At 71.9% G+C, this 25,972-nt stretch carries 23 protein-coding genes; 14 read left to right on the top strand and 9 right to left on the bottom strand.

Going from position 1 to position 25,972, the window contains the following annotated elements; translation table 11 throughout:
* The first annotated feature begins 168 nt into the window (after positions 1-168).
* The 4 genes from leuA (at position 169) to ACZDYF_RS08370 (ending at position 4,113) form a co-directional block, all read left to right on the top strand.
* Positions 169-1,944: a 2-isopropylmalate synthase gene (gene leuA / locus ACZDYF_RS08385; RefSeq protein ID WP_475055383.1), complete on the top strand. Its 1,776-nt coding sequence runs from the start codon at positions 169-171 to the stop codon at positions 1,942-1,944.
* A 174-nt stretch (positions 1,945-2,118) separates the two neighbouring features.
* On the top strand, positions 2,119-2,883 hold the full coding sequence (gene recO / locus ACZDYF_RS08380) for a DNA repair protein RecO (RefSeq protein ID WP_138824114.1): 765 nt from the start codon (positions 2,119-2,121) through the stop codon (positions 2,881-2,883).
* Positions 2,883-3,680, top strand: a complete 798-nt coding sequence (locus ACZDYF_RS08375; protein ID WP_191788989.1) for an isoprenyl transferase — start codon at positions 2,883-2,885, stop codon at positions 3,678-3,680. Before recO ends, ACZDYF_RS08375 begins: the two co-directional genes overlap by 1 nt.
* 55 nt (positions 3,681-3,735) lie before the next feature.
* Positions 3,736-4,113 (top strand): VOC family protein, encoded by a 378-nt coding sequence (locus ACZDYF_RS08370; protein ID WP_475055380.1) that lies wholly within the window; start codon positions 3,736-3,738, stop codon positions 4,111-4,113.
* A 5-nt stretch (positions 4,114-4,118) separates the two neighbouring features.
* Here ACZDYF_RS08370 and ACZDYF_RS08365 read toward each other — a convergent pair whose 3' ends face one another.
* From ACZDYF_RS08365 to ACZDYF_RS08345, 5 genes are read right to left on the bottom strand one after another with little or no spacing between them, the layout of a single operon-like run.
* Positions 4,119-4,916: a DedA family protein gene (locus ACZDYF_RS08365; protein ID WP_475055378.1), complete on the bottom strand. Its 798-nt coding sequence runs from the start codon at positions 4,914-4,916 to the stop codon at positions 4,119-4,121.
* A complete protein-coding gene (locus ACZDYF_RS08360) occupies positions 4,913-5,308 on the bottom strand; it encodes a Fur family transcriptional regulator (protein ID WP_191788991.1) in 396 nt (131 codons plus the stop codon). Before ACZDYF_RS08360 ends, ACZDYF_RS08365 begins: the two co-directional genes overlap by 4 nt.
* Positions 5,296-6,201, bottom strand: a complete 906-nt coding sequence (locus ACZDYF_RS08355) for a metal ABC transporter permease (protein WP_191789157.1) — start codon at positions 6,199-6,201, stop codon at positions 5,296-5,298. The genes ACZDYF_RS08360 and ACZDYF_RS08355 overlap by 13 nt, the downstream gene beginning before the upstream one ends.
* A gap of 23 nt (positions 6,202-6,224) precedes the next feature.
* Positions 6,225-7,106 (bottom strand): metal ABC transporter ATP-binding protein, encoded by an 882-nt coding sequence (locus ACZDYF_RS08350; protein ID WP_475055375.1) that lies wholly within the window; start codon positions 7,104-7,106, stop codon positions 6,225-6,227.
* Positions 7,103-8,125: a metal ABC transporter substrate-binding protein gene (locus tag ACZDYF_RS08345; protein WP_475055373.1), complete on the bottom strand. Its 1,023-nt coding sequence runs from the start codon at positions 8,123-8,125 to the stop codon at positions 7,103-7,105. The genes ACZDYF_RS08350 and ACZDYF_RS08345 overlap by 4 nt, the downstream gene beginning before the upstream one ends.
* A 279-nt stretch (positions 8,126-8,404) precedes the next feature.
* Here ACZDYF_RS08345 and ACZDYF_RS08340 point away from each other — a divergent pair, with 279 nt between their 5' ends.
* On the top strand, positions 8,405-9,793 hold the full coding sequence (locus ACZDYF_RS08340) for a glycine--tRNA ligase (RefSeq protein ID WP_191795396.1): 1,389 nt from the start codon (positions 8,405-8,407) through the stop codon (positions 9,791-9,793).
* Between the two features lie 93 nt (positions 9,794-9,886).
* Positions 9,887-11,098, top strand: coding sequence for a tRNA dihydrouridine synthase DusB (gene dusB, locus ACZDYF_RS08335; protein ID WP_377677311.1), 1,212 nt, complete (start codon positions 9,887-9,889; stop codon positions 11,096-11,098).
* Positions 11,099-11,193: 95 nt separating this feature from the next.
* Here the strand turns inward: dusB and ACZDYF_RS08330 are convergent, their stop codons facing one another.
* Positions 11,194-12,999: a glycoside hydrolase family 13 protein gene (locus ACZDYF_RS08330; protein WP_191788995.1), complete on the bottom strand. Its 1,806-nt coding sequence runs from the start codon at positions 12,997-12,999 to the stop codon at positions 11,194-11,196.
* 197 nt (positions 13,000-13,196) lie between these two features.
* Positions 13,197-14,234 (bottom strand): LacI family DNA-binding transcriptional regulator, encoded by a 1,038-nt coding sequence (locus tag ACZDYF_RS08325; protein ID WP_307824130.1) that lies wholly within the window; start codon positions 14,232-14,234, stop codon positions 13,197-13,199.
* Between the two features lie 238 nt (positions 14,235-14,472).
* Between ACZDYF_RS08325 and ACZDYF_RS08320 the strand changes: the two genes are divergently transcribed.
* The 6 genes from ACZDYF_RS08320 (at position 14,473) to ACZDYF_RS08295 (ending at position 22,025) form a co-directional block, all read left to right on the top strand.
* Positions 14,473-15,693 (top strand): sugar ABC transporter substrate-binding protein, encoded by a 1,221-nt coding sequence (locus ACZDYF_RS08320; protein ID WP_475055369.1) that lies wholly within the window; start codon positions 14,473-14,475, stop codon positions 15,691-15,693.
* A 133-nt stretch (positions 15,694-15,826) separates the two neighbouring features.
* Positions 15,827-17,479: an ABC transporter permease subunit gene (locus ACZDYF_RS08315; protein WP_475055367.1), complete on the top strand. Its 1,653-nt coding sequence runs from the start codon at positions 15,827-15,829 to the stop codon at positions 17,477-17,479.
* Position 17,480: 1 nt separating this feature from the next.
* A complete protein-coding gene (locus ACZDYF_RS08310; protein WP_191788999.1) occupies positions 17,481-18,413 on the top strand; it encodes a sugar ABC transporter permease in 933 nt (310 codons plus the stop codon).
* A 63-nt stretch (positions 18,414-18,476) separates the two neighbouring features.
* Positions 18,477-20,309 carry a glycoside hydrolase family 13 protein gene (locus ACZDYF_RS08305; protein ID WP_475055511.1) on the top strand — a complete coding sequence of 611 codons (1,833 nt, stop codon included), beginning with the start codon at positions 18,477-18,479 and terminating at the stop codon, positions 20,307-20,309.
* Positions 20,310-20,423: 114 nt separating this feature from the next.
* A complete protein-coding gene (locus tag ACZDYF_RS08300; RefSeq protein WP_475055365.1) occupies positions 20,424-20,675 on the top strand; it encodes a hypothetical protein in 252 nt (83 codons plus the stop codon).
* 84 nt (positions 20,676-20,759) lie between these two features.
* Positions 20,760-22,025 (top strand): deoxyguanosinetriphosphate triphosphohydrolase, encoded by a 1,266-nt coding sequence (locus ACZDYF_RS08295; protein WP_475055507.1) that lies wholly within the window; start codon positions 20,760-20,762, stop codon positions 22,023-22,025.
* On the opposite strand, the gene ACZDYF_RS08290 is transcribed toward ACZDYF_RS08295, so the two are convergent.
* Together ACZDYF_RS08290 and ACZDYF_RS08285 are read right to left on the bottom strand one after the other, a co-directional pair.
* Positions 21,970-22,422 carry an AraC family ligand binding domain-containing protein gene (locus ACZDYF_RS08290; protein ID WP_475055363.1) on the bottom strand — a complete coding sequence of 151 codons (453 nt, stop codon included), beginning with the start codon at positions 22,420-22,422 and terminating at the stop codon, positions 21,970-21,972. The genes ACZDYF_RS08295 and ACZDYF_RS08290 overlap by 56 nt on opposite strands.
* Before the next feature lie 27 nt (positions 22,423-22,449).
* Positions 22,450-22,905, bottom strand: coding sequence for a VOC family protein (locus ACZDYF_RS08285; RefSeq protein ID WP_475055361.1), 456 nt, complete (start codon positions 22,903-22,905; stop codon positions 22,450-22,452).
* A gap of 88 nt (positions 22,906-22,993) precedes the next feature.
* On the opposite strand from ACZDYF_RS08285, the gene ACZDYF_RS08280 reads away from it, so the two are divergent.
* Together ACZDYF_RS08280 and dnaG are read left to right on the top strand one after the other, a co-directional pair.
* Positions 22,994-23,875, top strand: a complete 882-nt coding sequence (locus ACZDYF_RS08280; RefSeq protein WP_475055359.1) for a helix-turn-helix domain-containing protein — start codon at positions 22,994-22,996, stop codon at positions 23,873-23,875.
* A gap of 79 nt (positions 23,876-23,954) precedes the next feature.
* Entirely contained in the window at positions 23,955-25,892 is a 1,938-nt protein-coding gene (dnaG, locus tag ACZDYF_RS08275; RefSeq protein ID WP_475055356.1) for a DNA primase, read from the top strand.
* Positions 25,893-25,972 lie beyond the last annotated feature (80 nt).

Below are 25,972 nucleotides of genomic sequence, written 5' to 3'. Positions count from 1 at the left end.
ATCGGGACGTCCCGGACCATCGCCCCGGACGGGAGTACAGTGGCAGCGTGCACGTGACTCAGCTGCTCCTCCTTCGTTGCCGCGACGAGGCCCTCTAGGCCGCATCCTCGTCGCGGTGGTCTGGTGTGCCGGCTGAACAGCACCGACGAAGAGATCGCGAAGGACATGATGAGCACCACGGCGCAGACCCCCCAGACCAGCACCCGCTCCGCACAGCAGCCGTCCGGCATGCCCGTGCACAAGTACGAGCCGTTCCACGAGCAGTTCGACGTGTCGCTGCCGGACCGGACGTGGCCGGACAAGCGCATCGAGAAGGCCCCGCGCTGGTGCGCGGTCGACCTGCGTGACGGCAACCAGGCGCTGATCGAGCCCATGAACGCCGAGCGCAAGCTGAAGATGTTCCAGCTGCTCGTCGAGATGGGCTACAAGGAGATCGAGGTCGGGTTCCCGTCGGCCTCGCAGACCGACTTCGACTTCGTGCGCCTGCTCATCGAGGAGGGGCACATCCCGGACGACGTCGTGATCCAGGTCCTGACGCAGTCCCGTGAGCACCTGATCGCCCGGACGTACGAGTCGCTGCGGGGCGCGAAGCAGGCGATCGTGCACCTGTACAACTCGACGTCGCGGCTCCAGCGCGAGGTCGTGTTCCGCACCGACCGCGAGGGAATCATCGCGATCGCGGTGAACGGCGCCAAGCTGTGCCGCAAGTTCGAGGAGACCATCCCGGAGACCACGGTCTTCTACGAGTACTCGCCCGAGTCCTACACGGGCACCGAGCTCGAGTTCGCCGTGGAGATCTGCAACGAGGTCATCGAGGTCTTCGAGCCGACGCCGGAGCGCAAGGTCATCATCAACCTGCCGGCGACGGTCGAGATGGCGACGCCCAACGTCTACGCCGACTCGATCGAGTGGATGAACCGGCACCTGGCGCACCGCGAGAACGTCGTCCTGTCGCTGCACCCGCACAACGACCGCGGGACGGCCGTGGCCGCCGCGGAGCTGGGCTACCAGGCCGGGGCGGACCGCATCGAGGGCTGCCTGTTCGGCAACGGCGAGCGCACGGGCAACGTCTGCCTGGTGACGCTCGGCATGAACCTGTTCAGCCAGGGCATCGACCCGGAGATCGACTTCTCCGACATGGACCGTATCCGTCGCACGGTCGAGCACTGCAACCAGATCGCCGTGCACGAGCGTCACCCGTACGCGGGCGACCTGGTCTTCACCGCGTTCTCGGGCTCGCACCAGGACGCGATCAAGAAGGGCCTGGACGCCATGGCCGCGGAGGCCGAGGCTGCGGGCAAGGGCGTCGACGACCTGGTCTGGGGCGTGCCGTACCTGCCGATCGACCCCAAGGACGTGGGCCGGTCGTACGAGGCAGTGATCCGCGTCAACTCGCAGTCGGGCAAGGGCGGCATCTCGTACCTGCTGCAGTCCGAGCGCCACCTGGACCTGCCGCGTCGCCTGCAGATCGAGTTCTCGCGCGTCGTCCAGGCGTTCACGGACGCCGGGGGCCAGGAGGTCACGGGCGACGACATCTGGCGGATCTTCTCGGACGAGTACCTGCCGGTCGCTCCTGAGTCCGGCCTGGAGCCGTGGGGCCGGCTGAAGCTGCGGGGTACCCGCGCGGCGTCGTCGGAGGACGGCCCGGACACCCTGGCGGTCGACGTGCTGGACCGTGGTGAGCACCTGACGCTCGAGGGCTCGGGCAACGGTCCGGTCGCGGCGTTCGTCGACGCGATCGCGCAGGTCGGTGTCGAGGTCCGTGTCCTGGACTACGCCGAGCACGCGCTCTCGGAGGGCGGTGACGCGACGGCCGCCGCGTACGTCGAGTGCCAGGTCGGCGACGACGTGCTGTGGGGCGTCGGGATCGACCCGTCGATCACCACGGCCTCGCTGAAGGCGATCGTCTCGGCCGTGAACCGCGCGGAGCGCTCCGAGGGCTGATCCCTTCCGTCGACGGGTCCCGTGCCGGGCGGCTCGGGACCCGTCGTCGTGTCCGCACACCTGCGCCTCGCGTGGCGGTACGCACACAGCCGGCGCGCACCGGGCAACGCACCGGGCACGTACCGGGCACGGACCGTGCACCGGGACGTCGGTGGCATGACGGACAATGGTGGAGTGGTCCTCTACCGAGACGAAGCGATCGTCCTGCGCGCCCAGAAGCTGGGCGAGGCGGACCGCATCGTCACCCTGCTCACGCGCGAGAACGGCAAGGTCCGGGCTGTGGGAAAGGGCGTGCGCCGCACGTCCTCGCGCTTCGGGGCGCGGCTCGAGCCGTTCATGTTCGTCGACGTCCAGCTCCACGTGGGCAGGTCGCTCGACGTCGTGACGCAGGCGGAGACCGTGGGGCCCTACGCGCGCGCGATCTGCGAGGACTACGGCCTGTACACGGCGGGGGCCGCGATGCTGGAGACGGCCGAGCGGCTCGTCGAGGCCGAGAAGGAGCCTGCCGTCCAGCAGTTCTGGCTGCTCGCCGGAGCGTTGCGGTCGCTCGCGGGGCACGCGCACGCGCCGGGCCTGGTGCTCGACTCCTACCTCCTGCGCGCCTTCGCGGTCGCCGGGTGGGCGCCGAGCTTCACCGACTGCTCGCGCTGCGGCGAGCCCGGCCCGCACCGGTCGTTCGCGGTGGCGCTGGGCGGGGCGGTCTGCTCACGGTGCAGGCCGCCGGGGTCGACGTCCCCGGCCCCCGAGACCTTCTCCCTGCTCGCGGCGCTGCTCGCGGGCGAGTGGGACGTGGCGGACGCGTCGGACGTGCGCCACCGCAAGGAAGCCAGCGGCCTCGTGGCCGCCTACAGCCAATATCACCTGGAGAGAACGTTGCGATCACTGCGGATGGTGGAACGAGACGACGCGGGTACCCCGCGGGCCGGGGGAGAGGCCTGATGGGGCGAGGGATCCAGCCGCCCCCGCCGCACCCGTCGGGGGCGACGGCGCCGAACATCCCGGCCCGGTTCGTGCCGAACCACGTCGCGATCGTGATGGACGGCAACGGTCGGTGGGCCAACGAGCGGGGGCTCCCGCGCACCGAGGGGCACAAGGCCGGGGAGGCCGCGCTGCTCGACGTCGTGGCGGGCGCGATCGAGATCGGCGTCAAGCACGTCTCGGCGTACGCGTTCTCGACCGAGAACTGGAAGCGCTCGCCCGAGGAGGTCCGCTTCCTGATGCAGTTCAACCGGGACGTGATCAGGCGCCGTCGTGACGAGATGAGCAGCTGGGGCGTGCGCATGCGCTGGGCGGGGCGTCGGCCGCGTCTGTGGGGCTCGGTCATCAAGGAGCTCGAGGACGCCGAGCGACTCACCAAGGACAACGACACGTGCACGCTCACGATGTGCGTGAACTACGGCGGGCGCGCCGAGATCGCGGACGCCGCGCAGGCCATCGCGCGGGAGGTCGCCGCGGGCCGGCTCGACCCGAGGAAGGTCACCGAGAAGACTGTCGCGAAGTACCTGGACGAGCCCGACCTGCCGGACGTGGACCTGTTCCTGCGGTCCTCGGGCGAGCAGCGGACGTCGAACTTCATGATCTGGCAGGCCGCGTACGCCGAGATGGTCTTCCTGCCCGAGCACTGGCCCGACGTCGACCGGCGCAGCCTGTGGCGTGCGGTCGAGGAGTACGCGAGCCGTGACCGACGCTACGGCGGGGCGATCGACAAGTCGGCAGAGTCGGCCGACATCCCCTGACCTGGAGGGCTTCGACCGTGTGCACGTGTCGGTGCCCCTCGCTACCCTGCCGGGTATGACTCTTTCGATCGGTATGGTCACGGTGGACTCGACCGACCCGCGCCCGCTGGCGCAGTGGTGGGCCCGGCAGACGGGCGGCAAGGTGATCGACGAGGCCGACGGCTGGTTCCTCGAGGTCGTCCCCTCCCCGGAGGGCACGGGGCCCGTGCTGGGGTTCCAGAAGGTCGAGGACCCGACGCCCGGCAAGAACAGGCTCCACCTCGACGCGTCGACCGCCGACCGTGCGGCGGAGGTCGCGCGCCTGCTGGCGGACGGAGCCTCGCTGGTCGCCGAGCACACGATCCCCGGTTACCGGTGGTCGGTGCTCGCGGACCCGCAGGGCAACCAGTTCTGCGTGGGCGAGGCGGACGAGAGCGCGACCGAGATCTCCTGAGGAGCTCAGTCGCGCTCAGGCTCCGCGGGCTCGGCCGAGGGGTCTGCGGGGTCGCTGCGCGGACGACGCGCCTGCGTGGGGCCGGGGACGTCGTCCGGGGCGTCGAGCAGCAGGTCCGCGACGTCACCGAACGGGTTGCTCCCGGTCGTCCGAGGCGCCCCGTCCGTCGCCTCGGTCGTGGCCGGGGCGTCGTCGCCCGACGACGTCGCGAGGGTCGCGTCGTCGTCGCCCGCGGCACGTGAGCGGCGTCGCCGCGACGCGACGACGACCCATGCCACGAGCCCGGCGACGAGCAGCACGAGCACGACCAGCCCGACCGGGCTGCCTGCCGCGAGCAGCACGGCCGTGTTGAACGCCGCGATCCCGATCGTCGTCCAGATGGCGGCCCAGATCGCGCACCCCGGCAGCAGCGCCGCGAGGTAGCGCGGGAGCCGCATGCGCGTGTAGCCCGCCGTCAGGTTGATGACGGTCTGGACCCCGACCGTGAAGAACGACAGGGTGACCGCGATGGGCCCCCACTTGTGGATCGTGGCGATCGCCCGCTGGGCGCGCTCGCTCTCGAGGCGGCGGGCCCACCGGGTGTTGCCCGTGCCGCGAGCGACGCCGCGACCGACCCAGTACGTGGCCTGCGCGCGGACGAACACGATCGCGAAGGCCGCGGCGTAGATGATCCAGTACGGGACGCCGTCGATCGTGAAGATCCCTGTCGACCCGTCTGCCGCGGTGACGACCTCCACGCCGCGCGCGAAGGAGGGCGCGGACGTGAGCGATGCCGTCGGGCCCAGGAGGAGCGGCACGCTCACGACGCCTGCTTCGCGCGGCACGCCTCGCACGTGCCGAAGAGCTCGATCGTGTGCTGGATGTCCGTGAAGCCGTGCGCGGATCCCACCTGGGAGGCCCAGGTCTCGACGGTCGGGCCGTCGATCTCGACGGCCTTGCCGCACGAGCGGCACACCAGGTGGTGGTGGTGCTCGGTCCGCTCGCACTTGCGGTACAGGCTCTCGCCGTCCTCGGTGCGCAGGACGTCGACGTCTCCGCCGTCGGCCAGGGTCTGCAGGGTGCGGTAGACGGTCGCCAGACCCACGGCGTCGCCGCGAGCGCGCAGCAGCTCGTGGAGCTGTTGCGCGCTGCGGAAGTCGGGCAGGTCCTCCAGGGCCTCGGAGACCGCTGCCCGTTGACGGGTCATGCGCTGCATCGCTCGCCACCTTCCACGTGGACGTCGTCGGGGATGTCGGGGTGCGGGTCGTGCGACGTGCGCGGCCTGCGCCGCACGAGCACGGGCCGCAGGACCGCCACGACCGCGTAGAGGGCGATCGCCAGGACGACGATCGTGGCCCCCGGGGACAGAGTCTGCCAGTACGTGACGGACAGCCCGACCACGCAGACCACGACGCCGATCACCATGGCCAGCGCCATGGTCCGTCGGAAGGAGATCGTCACGAGCTGCGCGATCGCGACGGGCACGATCATCAGGGCGCTCACGAGCAGCAGTCCGACGACGCGCATGGCGACGGTCACGGTGAGGGCTGCGATGACGGCGATCGCGATGTTGAGGGCCCGGACCGGCAGTCCCGAGGCCCGCGAGAACTCCTCGTCGTAGCTCACGGCGAACAGCGCGGCGCGCAGCCCCATGCCGACCGCGAGGATGAGCACTCCCAGGATCAGGGTCAGCCACAGGTCGGTCGGGGAGACGCTCGAGATCGACCCGAACAGGTACTGCATGAGGTTGCCCGAGCTGCCGCCGGCGACGCCGATGAGCAGGACGCCGCCCGCGATGCCGCCGTAGAACATCAGGGCCAGCGCCACGTCACCGCTCGTGCGGCCGCGCTCGCGCACGATCTCGATGATCACGGAGCCGATCACGGCCGCGACGACCGCACCGGGGATGGCGAGGGCGTCGTCGGGCACGACGCCCATGGCGCCGCCGACGAGCCAGCCCAGGGCCACGCCCGTGAGGGCCACGTGCCCGATCCCGTCGCCGAGCAGCGACAGCTTGCGCTGCACGAGGTAGGTCCCCATGACCGGCGCGGTCACGCCGACCAGCACGGCCGCGACGAGCGCGCGCTGCATGAAGGGGTCGGTGAGCATCCCGACCAGCTCGTCGAGGGCGTTCACGAGGCGGCTCCACGGTCGATGCGGGCGGGGGCGGGGTTGTGGTGCGTGAGCGGGGCGTCGATGAGGCCCATGTCGATCCCGGCGGAGGTGCCGTGCTCGGCGTCGTCCCCGTGCGGGTGCAGGTGCTCGTGGTCGGGGCCGGCGTGCTCGGCGGTCGCCTGCGGCGGGGCGCCGTCGTGCACCACGAGGCCGTGCCGCAGGACCACGCACCGCTGGATGAGGGGCGCGAGCGCGCCCAGCTCGTGCAGGACGACCAGGACCGTCATGCCACCGCGCGTGAGCTCGGTGAGCGTCGCGGCGAACGCTTCCTGGCTGGGCTGGTCGACGCCCGCGACGGGCTCGTCGAGGATGAGCAGCTCGGGGCTGCGTGCCAGCGCCCGGGCGATGAGGACCCGCTGCTGCTGCCCGCCCGAGAGCTCGTGCACGGCGCTCTGTGCCCGGTCGGCGAGGCCCACGCGGTCGAGCGCCTCGCGCGCGGTGGTGCGCCAGCCGCGCGGCAGGCGGATGCGACGGCCGTGGAGCAGGCCTGAGGCGACGACCTCCTCGGCCGTCGACGGGACGCCCGTCTGCGCCGAGACGCGCTGCGGCACGTACCCCAGGTGCGCCCAGGGGACCCGGGGGCCGAGCTCGGCCCCCAGGAGACGGACGTGCCCCGCCGCGAGCGGGACGATGCCCACGAGGGACTTCACGAGCGTCGACTTGCCCGAGCCGTTCGCGCCGAGCAGCGCGACGACCTCGCCGCGCTCGACCGTGAGGTCGACGCCGCGCAGGATGTCGCTGCTGCCGAGCCGCACGTGCACGCCGCGGGCCTCGATCGCGGGTGTCCCCGCGGCGCGGTCCGTGGGGTGGTCCGGAGAGGTCAGGGACGAGGTGCTCATGCGCAGGTCAGGCCGGTGCGCAGCGCCTCCAGGTTGGTCCGCATGACGCCAAGGTAGTCGGTCCCGTCCGTGCTCAGGCCCTCGAGCGGGTCGAGCACCGCGGCCTGGACCCCGACGTCCTGCGCGAGGGTCTGGGTCACCTTGGGGCTCGTGAGGGTCTCGAAGAAGATCGTGGTCACGCCGTGGTCGCGGATGATGTCGGCGACCTCGCGCAGCCGGGCGGGAGAGGCCTCGGCCTCGGGGTCGATCCCCGTGATCCCGACCTGCTCGAGCCCGTAGCGCTCGGCGAGGTAGCCGAACGCCTCGTGCGACGTGACGAGGTACGGGCTCGCGCAGCTCGCGAGGCCGGCCTCGTACTCGGCGTCGAGCGCGGTCAGGTCGGCCGTGAGGGCCTCCAGGTTGGCCGCGTACTCGTCGGCGCCGTCGGGGTCGACCGCGCTCAGCTCGGCCGCGACCTGCTCGGCAACCGGGACCAGGCGGGCGGGGTCGAGCCAGAAGTGCGGGTCGAGGCCGCCTTCCGACGTGTGGTCGTGCCCGTCGTCCGCGCGGTCGTCGTGCGCGGCGTGCTCGTCCTCGGTGGCCGTCCCTTCGGCCGCGTCCGTGGTCGACCCGCCCGGGTGCTCCTCGAGGCCTGCGGCCTCGGTCGCGTCCACGAGGTGTGCCGGGTCGCGGGCGTCGACGGCCTCGTCGACCGCGGCCTGGAAGCCGGACTGGTAGACCACGAGGTCGGCCGTTCCGATCGAGCGGGCCTGGGCGGGGGAGAGCTCGAGGTCGTGGGGCTCCGCCGCGGGCGGCGTGAGGTTGGCGACCGTGACCCGGTCGCCGCCCACGCGCTCGGCCACGAACTGCAGAGGGTAGAACGAGGCGAGCACGTCGACGGCACCGTCCGCGCCGTCCGGCCCCCCCGACCCGCCGCCGCCCGACGTGCCCCCGGACCCGCAGGCCGCCAGGGTGAGCGTCGTCGCGAGGGCGACGGACGTGGCGAGGGCAGCGCGGTGGCGGAGGAGGTGGCGGGGCATGGCATCCATCGTCACTGATATTGATAACGAATGTCAACAAGGGTCGGTGTGGCCTGGCCGACACCCCACCCGGGGGAACCGCCGGCCCGACGGCGCCGCTCGCCGTCGGGCCGGCGCGCCCCCTCGTGCGCTCTCCCCCCAGGGAAAGACCGAGTAACCTGGGACGTTGGTGCCCACGGGGCCGTCCGCCTCACGGCGACGGCCGGGGCACCGGCGTCCCGCAACGTCCCGCACGAAGCCACGTGCGGGGTACGCACGATTTCCCTGGAGTGATCAACTGTGGCCACTGCGCCTTCTCGACTCGATGCCGTCGTCTCCCTCGCCAAGCGGCGCGGGTTCGTCTTCCCCTCGGGCGAGATCTACGGCGGTACCCGGTCCGCCTGGGACTACGGACCGCTCGGCACCGAGCTCAAGGAGAACATCAAGAAGCAGTGGTGGCGCACCATGGTCACGAGCCGTGACGACGTGGTGGGCCTCGACTCCTCCGTGATCCTCCCGCGCGAGGTCTGGGTCGCCTCGGGCCACGTCGGCGTCTTCACCGACCCGCTCACCGAGTGCCTCTCGTGCCACAAGCGGTTCCGCGAGGACCAGATGATCGAGGAGTTCGAGGAGAAGAAGGGCCGCGCCCCCGAGGGCGGCCTCGCCGAGATCGTCTGCCCCAACTGCGGTACGCGCGGCCAGTGGACCGAGCCCCGCGACTTCAACATGATGCTCAAGACGTACCTCGGCCCGGTCGAGGACGAGTCCGGGATGCACTACCTGCGCCCCGAGACCGCGCAGGGCATCTTCGTGAACTTCCAGAACGTCGTCGGCGCGGCCCGCAAGAAGCCGCCCTTCGGCATCGGCCAGATCGGCAAGTCGTTCCGCAACGAGATCACGCCGGGCAACTTCATCTTCCGCACGCGCGAGTTCGAGCAGATGGAGATGGAGTTCTTCGTCGAGCCCGGGACGGACGAGGAGTGGCACCAGTACTGGATCGACCTGCGCACCAACTGGTACGTCGACCTCGGCATCGACCGCGACAACCTGCGCCTCTACGAGCACCCGAAGGAGAAGCTGTCGCACTACTCGACCCGCACGGTCGACATCGAGTACCGCTTCGGCTTCAAGGGCTCCGAGTGGGGCGAGCTCGAGGGCGTCGCGAACCGCACGGACTTCGACCTCAAGACGCACTCCGAGCACTCCGGCAAGGACCTCACCTACCGTGATCCGGTCACCAACGAGAAGTACGTGCCGTACGTCATCGAGCCCGCCGCGGGCCTGACGCGTTCGCTCATGGCCTTCCTCGTCGAGTCGTACCACGAGGAGGAGGCGCCCAACGCGAAGGGCGGCACCGACGTCCGCACGGTGCTCCGGCTCGACCCGCGTCTCGCGCCCGTCAAGGCTGCGGTCCTGCCGCTGAGCCGCAACGAGCAGCTCTCGCCCAAGGCGCGCGACCTGGCCGCCGAGCTGCGCAAGTTCTGGAACGTCGACTTCGACGACGCCGGGGCGATCGGCCGCCGCTACCGCCGCCAGGACGAGATCGGCACCCCGTTCTGCATCACGGTCGACTTCGACACGCTCGACGACCAGGCCGTGACGATCCGTCACCGCGACACCATGGCCCAGGAGCGCGTCGCGCTCGACCAGGTCACCGCGTACCTGGGCGCCCGCCTCCTCGGCGCCTAGCACGCCTGCCCTCCGGGGCCGGAGAAGGGCCGCCGTCCACCCGTGGACGGCGGCCCTTTTTCTCCTGCCGGGGGTTGGTGGGAGAATGGCCGGGTGACCCTCCCCACCCTTTCCGACGCCACGCGTGCGCCCGAGACCCCGGCGCCCGCAACCGGACACGTGCTGCCGCCCCTGCGGATCGGGCCCCACGTCGTCGAGACCCCCGTCGTCCTGGCCCCCATGGCGGGCGTGACCAACGCCGCCTTCCGTCGGCTGTGCCGCGAGCACGGCGCAGGCCTGTACGTCGCCGAGATGGTGACCAGCCGTGCGCTCGTCGAGCGCAACGAGGAGTCGCTGCGCATCGTCACGTTCGAGGACGACGAGAAGACCCGCTCGGCCCAGGTCTACGGCGTGGACCCCGCGACGGTCGGCGCCGCGGTCAAGATCATCGCGGGCGAGGACCGGGCGGACCACGTCGACCTCAACTTCGGCTGCCCCGTGCCCAAGGTCACGCGCAAGGGCGGCGGCTCGGCGCTGCCGTGGAAGAGGGACCTGTTCACCTCGATCGTGCGCGCTGCGGTCACGGCCGCCGAGCCGTACGGCGTGCCCGTCACGATCAAGATGCGCAAGGGCATCGACGACGACCACCTGACGTACCTCGAGGCCGGGCTCATCGCCCAGCGCGAGGGCGTCGCGGCCGTGGCCCTGCACGCGCGGACCGCCGCCGACTACTACAGCGGCACCGCGGACTGGTCCGCCATCGCGCGCCTCAAGGAGACCGTGACCGAGATCCCGGTCCTCGGCAACGGCGACATCTGGTCGGCCGAGGACGCCGTGCGCATGGTGCGGGAGACGGGATGCGACGGCGTCGTCGTCGGGCGCGGGTGCCAGGGGCGGCCCTGGCTCTTCGCGGACCTGGCCGCGGCCTTCTCCGGCTCGGACGCGCGCGTGACGCCCGGCCTGCGCGAGGTCGCCGAGACCATCTACCGCCACGGCGAGCTCATGATCGAGTACTTCGGCGGGGACGAGGGCAAGGGGATGCGGGACCTGCGCAAGCACATGGCCTGGTACCTCAAGGGCTATGCGGTGGGCGGCGAGGCGCGTCAGGGTCTCGCGATGGTCTCGACGCTCGACGAGCTGCGGGGCAAGCTCGACGCGCTCGACCTCGACCAGCCCTACCCGGGCGAGGCCGCCGAGGGGCAGCGCGGCCGCGCCGGCTCGCCCAAGAAGCCACACCTGCCGTACGGCTGGCTCGACTCGCGCGAGCTCTCCGAGGAGTTCGAGGAGAAGCTGCGCGAGGCCGAGCTGAGCGTCTCCGGCGGCTGAGGCCACGGCAGGCACGACGACGGCCCGGCGCCGGAGGAGATCCTCCGGTACCGGGCCGTCGTCGTGCGGGCCGTCGGGCAGCCCGGGCTACCAGGTCACGCGCGGAACCACACCGTGGTGTCGGAGGGCACGCGCACCTGCGGGTCGGCGCTGCGGTCGGAGAACGTGGGTCCGCTCTCGACCAGCACCTGCGCGCCGCGGGGCAGGACGACGGGCTCGGAGCCCAGGTTCGCCAGGACGACCACGTCGCCGTTGCGGAACGCGATGACGTCGGTGGAGTCCGCGTAGGCGTCGACCCAGGCGAGCGAGCCCGCGCCGAGGTTCTCGGCCTTGCGGATCTCGAGCGCGGCCTTGTACATCTCGAACGTCGAGCCGGCGACGCCGTACTGCGCGTCGGCCGCGAGGGCCTTGTAGGACTCGGGCTGGGGGAGCCAGGTCTTGCCCGTGGGGCCGAACCCGAGGCCGGGGGCCTCGGCCGACCAGGGGAGCGGCACGCGGCAGCCGTCGCGGCCCGCCTCGGCGCCCTCGGTGCGGAAGAACGCGGGGTCCTCGCGGACCTCGTTCGGCAGCGACGTGTGCTCGGGCAGCCCGAGCTCCTCGCCCTGGTACAGGTAGGAGCTGCCCGGCAGGCCGAGCATGAGCAGGCTCGCGGCGCGGGCCCGGCGCAGGCCGAGCTCCTCGTCGGGCTGGGGCTCGTGCGCGAAGATCCCGTTGGGGCGCAGGCCCGGCTCGGCCAGGCCCAGGCGCGAGGGGTGGCGCACGACGTCGTGGTTCGACAGCACCCAGGTGGTGGGCGCGCCGACCTCGTCGGACGCGTTGAGCGACGCGGCGACGACAGCGCGCAGCGGGGCGGCGTCCCAGGCCGTGGTGAGGAACGAGAAGTTGAAGGCCTGGTGCATCTCGTCGGGGCGCACGTAGCGTGCCAGTCGCGAGAGCGGCTCGACCCAGGCCTCGGCGACGAGGGCGCGGTCGCCGTCGTACTCGGCGAGGACCTTGTGCCAGGCGCGGTAGATGTCGTGCACGCCGTCCTGGTCGAACATGGGGCCGGAGTTGCCGGCGCCGGTCGAGCCGTCCTCGGGGGCGCCCGTGTCGGTGCCCTCGACCATGGAGACGGTGCCGTCCCAGTCGGGCAGACCGTCCTGCTTGACCATGCCGTGCGCGACGTCGATGCGGAAACCGTCCACACCCTTGTCGAGCCAGAAGCGCAGGACGTCCTCGAACTCGGCGCGGACCTCGGGGTTGCTCCAGTCGAGGTCGGGCTGGGTCGAGTCGAACATGTGCAGGTACCACTGGCCGGGCACCTCGCCCTCGGCGCCGGTCACGACGTGCGCGTCCGCGCCAGCGGTCACACGGGTCCAGGCCGGGCCGCCGAAGATCGACTGCCAGTTGTTCGGGGGCAGCTCGCCGTTCTCGCCCTTGCCCTCGCGGAACAGGTAGCGGGCACGCTCGGGCGAGCCCTCGGGGGCGGCGAGCGCCTCGACGAACCAGGCGTGCTGGTCCGACGTGTGGTTCGGGACGACGTCGACGATGACGCGGATGCCCATCTCGTGGGCCTTCGCGAGCATCTCGTCGAAGTCGGCGAGCGTGCCGAACAGCGGGTCGACGTCGCGGTAGTCGGAGACGTCGTAGCCGGCGTCCTTCTGGGGCGAGCGGTAGAAGGGCGAGAGCCAGACGGCGTCGATCCCGAGCGCCTTGAGGTGCGGCAGGCGGGCGGTCACCCCGGGCAGGTCGCCGATCCCGTCGCCGTTGCCGTCCGCGAAGGAGCGCGGGTAGACCTGGTAGATCACGGCGTCGCGCCACCACTCGCCCGGGCCCTCGTGGGCGGCGTGGACGAGCTGGGTGGCGGTGAGCGCCGTGGCGGAGTCGACCTCGGGCGCCGTGGTCGAATCGATACGAGACATGGAGTACAGGTCCTCACTGTGCGGGGTGTGGCTGGGTGCTGCGAGTTCTGGGTGGCGCCGGGCCGTGCACCGGCTGCGGTGCGACGGTCCGAGCGGGGATCCGGGCGCGAGCGCCTCGGGGATCACCGGAACGGCGACCGAGGGCGCGACAGAAGGGCTGTCGCGTCGAGCCGTCGTCCGAGTGTAAGCGCTTGCGGCTAGGGGTTGTCGAGTCGACCGCTCGGCGCGGCGCCCGTCGACCCGCGCACGATCAGCTCCGGCTGGAACAACAGCTCCGAGCGGGGCGCCCGGTCGCCGGAGATCTCCGTGAGCAGCGCGCTGATGGCCGCCTGGCCCATCGCGGCGACCGGCTGGCGCACGGTCGTGAGCGGCGGGTCCGTGAACGCGATGAGCGGTGAGTCGTCGTAGCCGACGACCGACACGTCCTCGGGGACGCGCAGCCCGCGCGACCGTGCGGCACGGATGGCGCCGAGCGCCATGAGGTCCGAGCCGCACACGATCGCGGTGTGTCCCGAGTCGATGAGCTCGCCGGCCGCGGCCTGGCCGCCCTCGACCGTGAAGAGCGTGACCACGATGTGCTCGGACGCCTGGTCGGCGTCGTCGACCAGCCCGTGCCGCACGAGGGAGTCCGCGAAGCTCGCGAGCTTGCGCTGGGCCGGGACGAAGCGTCCCGGACCGATCGCGAGACCGATCTTGCGGTGCCCCAGCGACTGCAGGTGGCGCACCGAGAGCTCGACGCTCGCGACGTCGTCGGGCGAGACGAACGGGGCGTCCACGCCCGGTGCGTAGCCGTTGACGAGCACGATCGGCATGCCGCGGCTGCGCAGGCGCTCGTAGCGCTCGTGGCTGGCCTGGGTGTCGGCGTGGAGGCCGGAGATGAAGACGATGCCGTCGACCGCGTGGTCGAGCAGCATCTCGACGTACTCGTCCTCGGTGGTGCCGCCCGGCGACTGCGTGCACAGCAGGGGCGTGTACCCGTGCTCCGAGAGCAGCGACTCGACGACCTGGGCGAACGCAGGGAAGACGGGGTTCGTCAGCTCCGGGACGATCAGGCCGACCAGGCCGGCGGAACGGTTGCGGAGCTTCTCCGGGCGTTCGTACCCGAGGAGGTCGAGAGCGGCGAGGACGGCCTGGCGCGTCTCGCTCGCGACGCCGACCTTGCCGTTGAGGACGCGCGAGACCGTCGCAGTACTGACGCCGGCCTGCTCGGCCAGATCTGTGAGACGGGTACGCACGTGGGGGAGTGTAGGGGACACCGGACCTCCTCGTCCTGGTTGCTCGCGGGCTGGATGTCGCAGTCCCGGAGGCGGTGCGCGATGAGCTGTTTCACCGTGATGTGCAATGCGTTGCATGAAAGTTACCGCAAGCGCTTGCATCATGGCTACCCGGCGTCGTACGGTCGTCCCCATCAGGGCCGAGGAGGGCAGGTTCGCCACCCTCGGCTGACATCTCGATTGCTTGGGAGTGACTCAGATGCGACGGAGCATCCTTCTTGCCGCAGCGCTCGGCACCACGCTGGCGCTCACAGCCTGCTCCGGCGGCGGTAGCGGAGACGACCCCACCACGGGGTCCGAGGACACGACTGGTGCGCTGACGGTCTGGGTCGACGAGACCCGCCAGGCCGCGGTCACCGATGCCGCGAAGGCCTTCGAGACCGAGACCGGCACCAAGGTCGAGGTCGTCCTCAAGAACTTCGACGACATCCGCGCGGACTTCCTCGCGCAGGTCCCGACGGGCAAGGGCCCCGACATCACGGTCGGCGCGCACGACTGGCTCGGCGAGTTCACGACCAACGGTGTCGTCGCACCGCTCGAGCTGGGCGACAAGGCCGCCGAGTTCGAGAAGGTCTCGATCGAGGCCTTCACGCAGGACGGCCAGGTCTACGGCCTGCCCTACGCGACCGAGAACATCGCCCTGATCCGCAACACCGCGCTCGCCGCGACCGCCCCCGCCACGTGGGACGAGGCCGTCGCCGCCGGCCAGGCCGCCGGGACCAAGTTCCCGATCCTCGTCCAGTCGGACGGCGCCAAGGGTGACCCCTACACGCACTACCCGTTCCAGACGTCGTTCGGCGCCCCCGTGTTCGCGCAGAACGAGGACGGCTCCTACAGCTCCGAGCTCGCGATGGGCGGCCCCGAGGGCCAGGCGTTCGCGACGTGGCTCGGTGCGCAGGGCGCAGCCGGCACGCTCAGCCAGGACACGACGTACGACATCGCGGTCGAGGCCTTCAAGAACGGCGAGTCGCCCTTCATCGTCGGCGGCCCGTGGATGATCGAGTCCTTCGAGGGCCTGGACCTCGCGATCGACCCGATCCCGACCGCCGGTGGCCAGACCGCGCAGCCGTTCGTGGGCGTGCAGGGCTTCTACCTCAGCAACCAGAGCAAGAACGCGCTCGTCGCCAACGACTTCCTCGTCAACTTCCTCTCGACCGAAGAGGCCCAGACGGCCCTGTACAAGGCGGGCAACCGTTCGCCGGCCCTCACCGTCTCGGCTGACAAGGCCGCCGCGGAGGACCCGATCATCGCCGGCTTCCGTGCCGTCGGTGCCGACGCCCTGCCCATGCCCTCGATCCCCGAGATGGCTTCCGTGTGGAGCTTCTGGGGCGTGACCGAGGCAGCGATCGTCGGCGGTGCCGACCCGATCACCACCTGGGACAAGATGATCGCCGACATCCAGGCAGCGATCGGTTCCTGATCACCTGACACCCTGGCCGTGGCGCCCCGACCGGGCGCCACGGCCGCGGGTCGTCGGCGCAGCCCGCACGAGCGGCGCTGCGCCAGCCCCATGACGCGGGCCGGTACCCGTGTCGCACGACTACGGAGGCTCGATGTCCGCCCCACAGATCACGCCCACCGACACCGCCGTCGGCGCTCCGGAGGACTCCGGGCCGCCCGAGGGGCCGCGCCGGTCACGCCCGCGCCGGGACCGCGACGGGTCGCACGCCCGGAACTACAGCCCCGGGTTCTTCGCCAAGCTCGCCCTCATGGCCGTCATCGACGCGCTGGGCGTGTACGTGGTCTGGTCCGCGTGGACGGCCGAGTCGTACGGCATCCTCGCCGCGTCGGCGGCCATGCTGGTCGCGGCCAACTGGGTCTACTTCTCCAAGCGCGCGCTGCCGCTCAAGTACATCCTGCCGGGCCTGATCTTCCTGCTGGCCTATCAGATCTTCGTGGTGGCCTACACGGGCTACATCGCCTTCACCAACTACGGCACGGGGCACAACTCGACCAAGGAGCAGGCCATCGAGGCCCTGCTCGTCCAGAACGAGCGCCGCGTCGAGGGCTCCGAGTCGGCCCCGCTCACGGTCGTCGAGGACGGTGGCACGCTCGCCTTCGCGATCGTCACCCCTGACGGCGACGTCGAGGTCGGCTCGGCCGAGCAGCCCCTGACCGTGGTCGACGACGCGACGGTCGAGGCCGGCCGCGCGACCGAGGTCCCCGGGTACACGGTCCTCGAGCGTGGCCAGGTGCTCCAGCGCCAGGAGGAGGTCACGAACCTCCGCGTGCCCGTGTCCGACGACCCGGAGGACGGGTCGATCCGTACCCCGGACGCGATGACCGGGTTCGTCTACACGTCGACGCTCGAGTACGACGACGCGAGCGACACCATGACGGACACGACGACCGGCACGGTCTACACCCCCAACGACGACGGCCAGTTCGAGGCCGCGGACGGCACGACGCTCGCCGTCGGCTGGCGCGTGGCGGTCGGGTTCGACAACTTCGTCACCGCCTTCTCCGACGGGCGCTACGCGCAGCCCTTCGTCAAGATCCTCGCGTGGACGTTCGTCTTCGCGATCGGGTCCGTGGCGACGACGTTCCTGCTGGGACTGTTCCTCGCGATCACGTTCAACGACGTGCGCATGCGCGGTCGCAAGATCTACCGCGTGCTCATGATCCTGCCGTACGCGATCCCGGGCTTCCTCGCGGCGCTGCTGTGGTCGGGTCTGCTCAACACGCGGTTCGGCTTCATCAACGAGGTCCTGCTCGGGGGAGCGGAGATCCCGTGGCTCACCGACCCGGTGCTCGCGAAGCTCTCGGTGCTCTTCGTGAACCTCTGGCTCGGCTTCCCCTACATGTTCCTGATCTGCACGGGCGCGCTGCAGTCGCTGCCGTCGGACGTCATGGAGGCCGCGAAGATCGACGGCGCGGGCCGCTGGCGGACCTGGCGCTCGGTCACGCTGCCGCTGCTGCTCATCTCCACGGCGCCGCTGCTGATCTCGTCGTTCGCGTTCAACTTCAACAACTTCACGCTCATCTACATGCTCACCGGGGGCGGTCCACGGTTCGGGGACGCCTCGGTCCCGCTGGGGCACACCGACATCCTGATCTCGATGGTCTACCAGATCTCCGGGGTCGACGGGTCGGCTCCGAAGAACTTCGGGCTCGCGAGCGCGCTGTCGATCGTCATCTTCGTGATCGTCGGCACCATCTCTGCCCTGGCCTTCCGGAGCACCCGCAAGTTCGAGGAGATCAACTGACATGGCGACCACCTCTGTCTCCGCTCCCGTCGGCTCGGCGGGCTCGTCCTCGGGCGGTGCGTCCGGTCCCGAGGGCCGTACGCGCATGAAGCCCGGCCGCTGGTTCAGCGAGCTCGGCTGGCGTCACCTCGTGGGCGTCGTCGCGGTCGTGTTCGCCGCGTTCCCGCTGGTCTACGTCCTGTCGGCGTCGCTGTCGGAGAACGGCACCCTCACGGGCTCCAACTCGCTCTTCGCCGACGTGAGCTCGGTGAACTACGCGGAGCTCGGCGACTCGCTGTTCTGGACGTGGATGCTCAACACGCTCGTGATCGCGGTCGCGACGTCGGTCGGCACGGTGCTCATGGGCGCCGCCGCGGCGTACGCGTTCTCGCGGTTCCGCTTCACGGGGCGCCGCACCGGCCTGACGTCGCTGCTGATCATCCAGATGTTCCCGCAGATGCTCGCGTTCATCGCGATCTTCCTGCTGCTCCTGAGCCTCGGTGACGTGGTCCCGGCCCTCGGCCTGGACAGCAAGCTGGCGCTGATCTGCGTGTACCTGGGCGGCGCGCTGGGCGTGAACACGTTTCTCATGTACGGGTTCTTCAACACGGTCCCGCGCGAGCTCGACGAGGCCGCGAAGCTCGACGGTGCGACGCACGCCCAGATCTACTGGACGATCATCCTGCGCCTCGTGGCGCCGATCCTGGCCGTCGTGGCGCTGCTGTCCTTCATCAGCACGTACGGCGAGTTCATGATCGCCCGCATCGTCCTGACCTCGGAGGCCAACTGGACGCTCGCGGTCGGCCTGTACGGGTGGGTCTCGTCGCTGCGCGAGGCGAACTGGGGCCTGTTCACGGCGGGCGCGGTCATCTCGACGCTCCCGGTGCTGGCGCTGTTCCTCTACCTGCAGAAGTACATCGTGGGCGGTCTGACGGCCGGCTCGGTCAAGGGCTGACCCGTGAGCACCACCGTGCCCGACGACGTCACGCCCGCCGGGAGGGCCGCCTCGCCCCGCGAGGTGGTCGCCCTGGCCGCGCACCACGACGGTTCGGAGGTCTACGTGCCCGGTGGCACGCCCGCCCTGGGGGACGTGGTCCCGGTCCGGGTGCGCGTGCCACGGGTGCCCGGTGGTGCCGACGCGCAGGTCCGGGCCGTGTGGCTGCGGACCGTGCGCGACGGCGAGCCGCGCCTGGCGGAGGCCCGGCTCGAACGGGAGGACGAGCACGAGTCCTGGTACGTGGCCGACGTCCTGGTGCACAACCCGGTCACGAGCTACCGGTTCTTCCTGGACGTCCCGGGTGGGTACCGGTGGCTCAACGGGCGCGGGGTCTTCGACCGCGACGTGCCCGACGCCGCGGACTTCCGCCTGACCGTGCACCCGCCCGCCCCGTCGTGGATGGGCGACGGCGTGGTCTACCAGGTGTTCCCGGACCGCTTCGCGCGCTCGGCCGAGGCCGGCTCGCGACCGGTGCCGGACTGGGCGCAGCCGGCCGCCTGGGACGACGAGCCGCTCGCGGCCGGGCCCGGCGTCGGGACGCAGTACTACGGCGGCGACCTGCGGGGGATCGAGGAGCACCTGGACCACCTGCAGTCGCTCGGCGTCGGGACGGTCTACCTGACCCCGGTGTTCCCGGGACGGTCCAACCACCGTTACGACGCGAGCACGTTCGACCACGTCGACCCGCTGCTGGGCGGCGACGAGGCGTACGCGTCGCTCTCGCGGGCCGTGCACGCGCGCGGGATGCGGCTCCTCGGCGACCTGACGACCAACCACACGGGCGCGGGCCACGAGTGGTTCCGGCGCGCGCATGCCGACGAGTCGAGCGTCGAACGGGACTGGTTCTACTGGACGCCGGGCGAGCCCGGATACGTGGGCTGGCTCGAGCACGCGTCGCTGCCCAAGCTCAACTACGGCTCGTCCACGCTCGGGGCGAGGATGATCGACGGGCCGGGCTCCGTCGTCGGGCGCTACCTGGGGGAGCCCTTCGCCCTCGACGGGTGGCGCATCGACGTCGCGAACATGACGGGGCGCTACGCCGACGAGGACCGCACGCTCGAGATCGCGCGCCGGATCCGCGCGACCATGGCCGCGATCAACCCCGACGCGGTCCTGGTGAGCGAGCACTTCCACGACGCCTCGCTCGACCTCGCGGGCGACGGGTGGCACGCCAACATGAACTACTCGGCGTTCACGCGCCCGATCTGGACGTGGCTCGCGCCGCACGACTCGGCCGTGCCGTTCCTCGGGCTGCCCGTGACGACACCGCGACGGGGCGGGCGCAGCATGGTCGAGACCATGCGCGACTTCGACGCCGTGCTGCCGTGGTCCGTCACCTCCCGCCAGTGGAACATGCTCGGGTCGCACGACACCCCGCGCCTGCGCTCGATCGTGGGCTCGGCCGCGATGGTCGAGGTCGCCGCGACGCTCCTGCTGACCTACCCCGGCACGCCCGTGATGTTCGCGGGCGACGAGGTGGGCCTCACGGGGATCAACGGCGAGCACGCGCGCGTGCCCATGCCGTGGGACCGCCCGGACCGCTGGGACGGCGACACGTTCGAGGTCTACCGGCGGCTCGTCGCGCTGCGCCGGGGGAGCCGGGCGCTGCGCGAGGGCGGGCTGCGCTGGCTCGTGGTCGACGACGACGCCGTGGCGTACCTGCGCGAGACGCTCGACGAGCGCGTGCTCGTCGTCGTGGCGCGGGACACGTGGGGCGGGGCGCGACTGCCGCGGCACCTGCTCGCGGGCGCCGACGCCGAGCGGCTGCACGGCGTCCTGGGTCTCGACGTCTCGGCCGCGGGCCTCGACGTGGCGGGCGACGGCCCGGGCGTGGGGGTGTGGCGGCTCGCCTGAGCCTGCTCGTGTGCTGGGCCCCGTGACGAGAAGTGAGCAGATGCCCCTGACCCGCTGTGGCCAGGGGCATCTGCTCACTTCTCGGCAAGATCGTCGCCGTGGCAGGATCCCCGCATGACCCTCGACCGGATCGCCGTCGTGTCCGACGTCCACGGCAACCTCACGGCCCTCGAGGCCGTCCTCGAGGGGCGCCTGGACGACGAGGCGCCAGGGCCCTTCGGGCTCCAGCTCGTGCGCGTGCCGTACGACGTCGAGGCCGAGATCGAGGTCGCCCACCTGCTCGGCATGCCGACGGCCGACGTCTGGGAGGTCGAGCTGCGCACGGGCGTCTACCGGGGGCTCCAGGCGCGGCCCGAGCAGGCCTGAGCCGCCGCGGCCCGCGACGGAGCCCTGGGGACGAGCACCACGGCGACCCGCCGCGTCGATAGGGTGGGACCCGTGCCCCACACGATGCCAGGAAGCGCCCTCGGATACTCGGCCGGCGACGTCGAGCGCTGGGTCCCCGAGCCGCCCAAGAGCAAGGCCCGCACGCCCTTCGAACGGGACCGTGCGCGCGTGGTCCACTCCTCGGCGCTGCGTCGGCTCGGTGCCAAGACCCAGGTCCTGGGCCCTGGCTCCGACGACTTCGTGCGCACGCGCCTGACGCACAGCCTCGAGGTCGCGCAGGTGGGCCGGGAGATGGGGCGCGCGCTCGGGTGCGACCCGGACGTCGTCGACACCGCGTGCCTCGCCCATGACCTGGGCCATCCGCCGTTCGGGCACAACGGCGAGCGGGCGCTCGCTGAGATCATGGCGGACCACGGCGGCTTCGAGGGCAACGCCCAGACGTTGCGGCTCCTGACGCGCCTCGAGCCCAAGGTCTTCGCCGCGGACGGTACCCCGGTGGGCCTCAACCTGACCCGCGCGAGCCTCGACGCGAGCGTCAAGTACCCGTGGCGCCGGGGCGAGGGGCCGCTGCGCGCGGACGGGACCACGACGCACAAGTTCGGCGTCTACCCCGACGACGTGCCCGTCTACACGTGGTTGCGCGAGGGGGCCCCCGAGCACGTCAAGTGCATGGAGGCCCAGGTCATGGACCTGGCCGACGACATCTCCTACTCGGTGCACGACGTCGAGGACGCGATCGTGGGCGGCAAGCTCGACCTCGCCGTCCTCGCGGACCCCGACGAGCGGGCGCGCGTCGTGGCCGCGGTCCGCGCCTGGTACGGCGACGCGTACACCGCGGACGAGCTCGACGCGGCGATCTCCCGGCTCGAGGCGACCGGCCACCTGATGCGCGGGTTCGACGGGTCCCGCCGGGCGCTCGCGGCCCTCAAGGACTCCACGAGCCAGCTCATCGGGCGTTTCAGCGGGTCGGCGCAGACCGCGACGCGCGAGGAGTACGGAGACGGTCCGCTCACGCGCTACTCGGCCCGGCTCGTGGTCCCGGAGACGACGTCCGCGGAGATCCTCGCGCTCAAGGGCATGGCGGTCGCGTACGTCATGGCCCCGCGCGAGCAGGAGCCGCTGCACCACCAGCAGCGGCAGGTCCTGGCGGACCTCGTCGGGGTCTTCATCGACAAGGCCCCGGACGCGCTCGAGGCGCCGTTCGCGGCGGACTGGGTCGAGGCGCCCGACGACGCCGCTCGCCTCCGGGTGGTCGTCGACCAGGTCGCGTCGCTCACCGACGTGAGCGCGTACCAGCTCCACGAGCGGTGGGTCTCGGGCCCGCGCTGACCTCGCCTGCAGCGTACGCACGCCTGCTCGGAGCGCCGGGCCGTGGCGCGACCTGGTCGGGATTCAGATAGGTGGCGTAGAGGGTCACGTCAGGATCGGCCCGGACCCTGTGCCGCGTCCCCGCGGGAAGCCAGATCCCCAGGGTCGGCGGGACCAGCCACCGTCTGCCCACGGCCTCGACGTCGAGCGGACCACCCTCACCCCAGACGAGCTCGTGCTCGTAGTGGACCTCGTCGGGCCACTCGCGTGCGTGGCCCGGCTCGAACACGTTGGTCGCAAGGCTCCACGGCGCGGCGACCATCCGCCCCTCAGGGGCCCGGTACGGCACCGTGGGCTCCTCGGTGAACGACGGGGCACCCCAGATGCGGATGCTCCCGGGGTGCTCGTCGATCGTCATGGGCAGGACGCTACCGTCCGTGCCCGCTCAGCCGGCCGGCTGCTCGCTCATCCAGGCGTCGCTCGCGCGCTGCACGTCGTCGGCCGTGACCGAGCCGGCGACCGTCGTGAAGTACCACCGGTGCCCGAACGGGCACCGCACCGAGGCCTGGCGGAAGCCCTCGAACCAGTCCGCGGGCTCGGACGTGCTCGTCGCGCCCGCGGCGATCGCGCGGGCGTACGCGGCGTCGGTGTCCTGGACGGGCACGGTGAACGACACGGGGGTCGGGCCCTCGGGATCCGGTGCCACCGACCCCGCGCCCGGGAATTCCTGGGCGACGGTGAACGTCGAGAACCCGGACGCCGTGGGCAGGCGCAGGTCGGAGTGGATGATCACGTCGCCGGCAGTGATGACGTCGTCGACCTCGGCGCCGAACGCCGCGGTGTAGAAGTCGATCGCGGCCCGCGCGTCGGAGACGGCCAGGTTCGGGTGCAGGGCTGACATGTCCATGGTTCCTCCAGTGGTGGGTGCTGCCGGTTCGTGGTGCGTCGGCTCCATCGTCGTGTGGGTGCGCGGTGGCAGTCTTGGAGGAATGCGACACGAACCCGCGGGCGCCGCCGGTGCCCCGAGCAGCCCCGGTGGACCCGGTGGCCCCGGCGTCCCGTCCACCACGTACGGCGTCGTGGACCCCGCGGCCGCGCGCAGGGCGTTCGCGCTCGAGCGCCTGCCCGCCCCGGTGGACCTCACGGACCGTGTCGACTGGTTCTGGCTCGTGCGCTGGGACCTGCCGGTCGGGGAGTCGTTCACCCAGACCGTGATCCCGCACCCGTGCGTCAATCTCGTCGCCGAGTCGAGCGGGTTCGCGGCCCACGGCATCCCCGACGGGCTGTTCGACCGGACGCTGCTCGGGGCCGGCGTCGTCGTCGCCGCGAAGCTGCGCCCCGGCGCGCTGGCCGTGGCGCGCGGGACGTCCGTGCCGGCGTCGGGCGTCCTGGGGCAGGAGGCCGACGAAGTGGGGGAGCGGGCCCTCGCGCTCGCCGAGCGCGGCCAGGACCAGGCCGCCGTCGGTGTCCTCGCGGACCTCTTGCGCGACCGGCTCGCCCCCGACCCCGCGCTGCCGCAGGTCTCGCGCGTGCTGGACGCCGCGACGTCGGGCGAGCTCGGCCCGCACGCTCGCGTCGCCGACCTCGCGCGCGTCGCGGGCACCAGCACGCGCAGCCTCCAGCGCCTCCTCGGCGAGCGCGTCGGCGTCGGCCCCAAGTGGGTCCTGCAACGTCACCGCGTCCACCTCGCGGCCGAGCGCCTGGCCGCCGACCCCGGTCAGGACCTCGCGGCGCTCGCGGTCGACGTCGGCTACTACGACCAGGCGCACCTGGCTGTGGACTTCGTCTCCGTGACCGGTCACACCCCGGGCGCGTACGCCCGACGGTGCGCGGAATCGCGGGCTCGCCTGCTGCAGCTCGCGTCCTCCTGAGCGGGTCGGGGCGTGGTCCGGGCCGCCTCGGGAGCGGGCTCGGCGTGACACGTGGGTGGCGGCACCTACACTCGGGTACGTGGCAGGTCTGATCCGACGCGAGGACGTCGACGCGGTGCGCGAACGCGCGAGGATCGACGAGATCGTGTCCTCGCACGTGACCCTCAAGCCCGCCGGCGTCGGGTCGCTCAAGGGACTGTGCCCGTTCCACGACGAGCGTTCCCCGTCCTTCCACGTCCGCCCGCAGGTGGGGCGCTGGCACTGCTTCGGCTGCAACGAGGGCGGCGACGTCATCTCGTTCGTGCAGAAGATCGACGGCATGACCTTCACGGAGGCCGTCGAGTACCTCGCGGACCGTGTCGGCATCCAGCTGCGGTACGAGGAGGGCGGCGGGCCTCGCCGCACCGAGGAGCCCGGAAAGCGCCAGCGACTGCTCGAGGCCCACCGTGTGGCCTCGCAGTACTTCTCCGAGCAGCTTTTCGCGCCGGGCGCCACGGTCGCGCGCACGTTCCTGGCCGAGCGCAGCTTCGACCGTTCGGACGCCGAGCGCTTCGGCGTCGGGTTCGCCCCGACCGGCTGGGACTCGCTCCTGCGCCACTTGCGCGGGCGCGGGTTCACGGAGGCGGAGCTGGTCGCGTCGGGCCTCATGAGCCAGGGCCAGCGCGGCATCTACGACCGCTTTCGTGGCCGCCTCGTGTGGCCCATCCGCGACGTCACGGGCGAGACCATCGGGTTCGGCGCGCGCAAGCTCTTCGACGAGGACCAGGGCCCCAAGTACCTCAACACCCCGGAGACCACGCTCTACAAGAAGTCCCAGGTGCTCTACGGGATCGACCTCGCCAAGCGCGAGATCGCCAAGAACAAGCGCGTCGTGGTCGTCGAGGGGTACACCGACGTCATGGCCGCGCACCTGTCGGGGATCACGACCGCCGTCGCGACGTGCGGCACGGCGTTCGGCACCGACCACGCGCGCATCGTGCGCCGGCTGCTCGGGGACACGACCGCGGGGGGCGGGCTCCAGCTCGCGTCGGGCGCGTCGCTCGGCGGAGAGGTCGTCTTCACGTTCGACGGCGACGCCGCGGGCCAGAAGGCCGCGGTCCGTGCGTTCGGCGAGGACCAGCGCTTCTACGCCCAGACGTTCGTCGCGGTCGAGCCCAGCGGGATGGACCCGTGCGAGCTGCGCATGGCGCGCGGCCCCGAGGGCGTCCGAGCCCTCGTGGAGGGGCGCCAGCCGCTGTTCGAGTTCGTCATCCGCACCACGCTCGCGACGTTCGACCTCGACACCGCCGAGGGGCGCGTGGCCGCGCTGCGCGCAGCGGCCCCGGTCGTCGCGGGAATCCGCGACACGGCCCTGCGGCCCGAGTACGCGCGCATGCTCGCGGGCTGGATCGGGATGGACTCCGAGTCGGTGCGACGCGCGGTCGCGGCGGCGGGCAAGGGCGGGGTCCCGCAGACGCTCCCGGCCCCGGTCCGCCCGGCACCGCCCGGGCCCGACGACGCAGCTGTCGCGGCGCCGTCGGGTCCCGTCTTCGCGCAGCCCGACCCGCGCGACCCCGTGGCCCGCCTCGAGCGGCAGGCGCTCCTCGTCGCGCTCCAGTACCCGCAGTACGTGCCGGCCGAGGAGTTCGACGCGTTCGCCGAGACCGCGTTCGCGACCCCGGCCTGGCGGGCCGTGCACGACGCGATCCGGGCCGCCGGCGGCATGGCGGGCGCCGCCGCGCACCCCGCGGGGCAGTGGGTCGAGCACGTGATCGACCAGTCGCCCGAGACCGTGCGGGGCATCGTCAACCAGCTCGCCGTCGCACCTCTGCCCGAGGACCGCGAGAACGTCATCCAGGGGTACGTCCAGGGCGTGATCAAGGCGTTCGTGGACCTGGGTCTCACGCGGCGCGTCGCGGACGCCAAGAGCCGCCTGCAACGCCTCGACCCTGCCGCCGACCCCGACGCGTACGGGGCTGCGTTCGCCGAGCTGCTGTCGGTCGAGAAGGAGCGCCGGGAGCTGCGCGAGCGGGTCTGAGGATGCGGGGGCGTTGGGGGGTTCCCTGCGCGACCTGCGGTCGACGGTCACGCCGTGCGACGAAGGTCACATCGCTGTGG

It is taken from the genome of Oerskovia sp. PE-21s (assembly GCF_056158145.1).
Note: the sequence above shows the minus strand (reverse complement) of the source record. Positions and strands in the feature narration are given on the sequence as shown.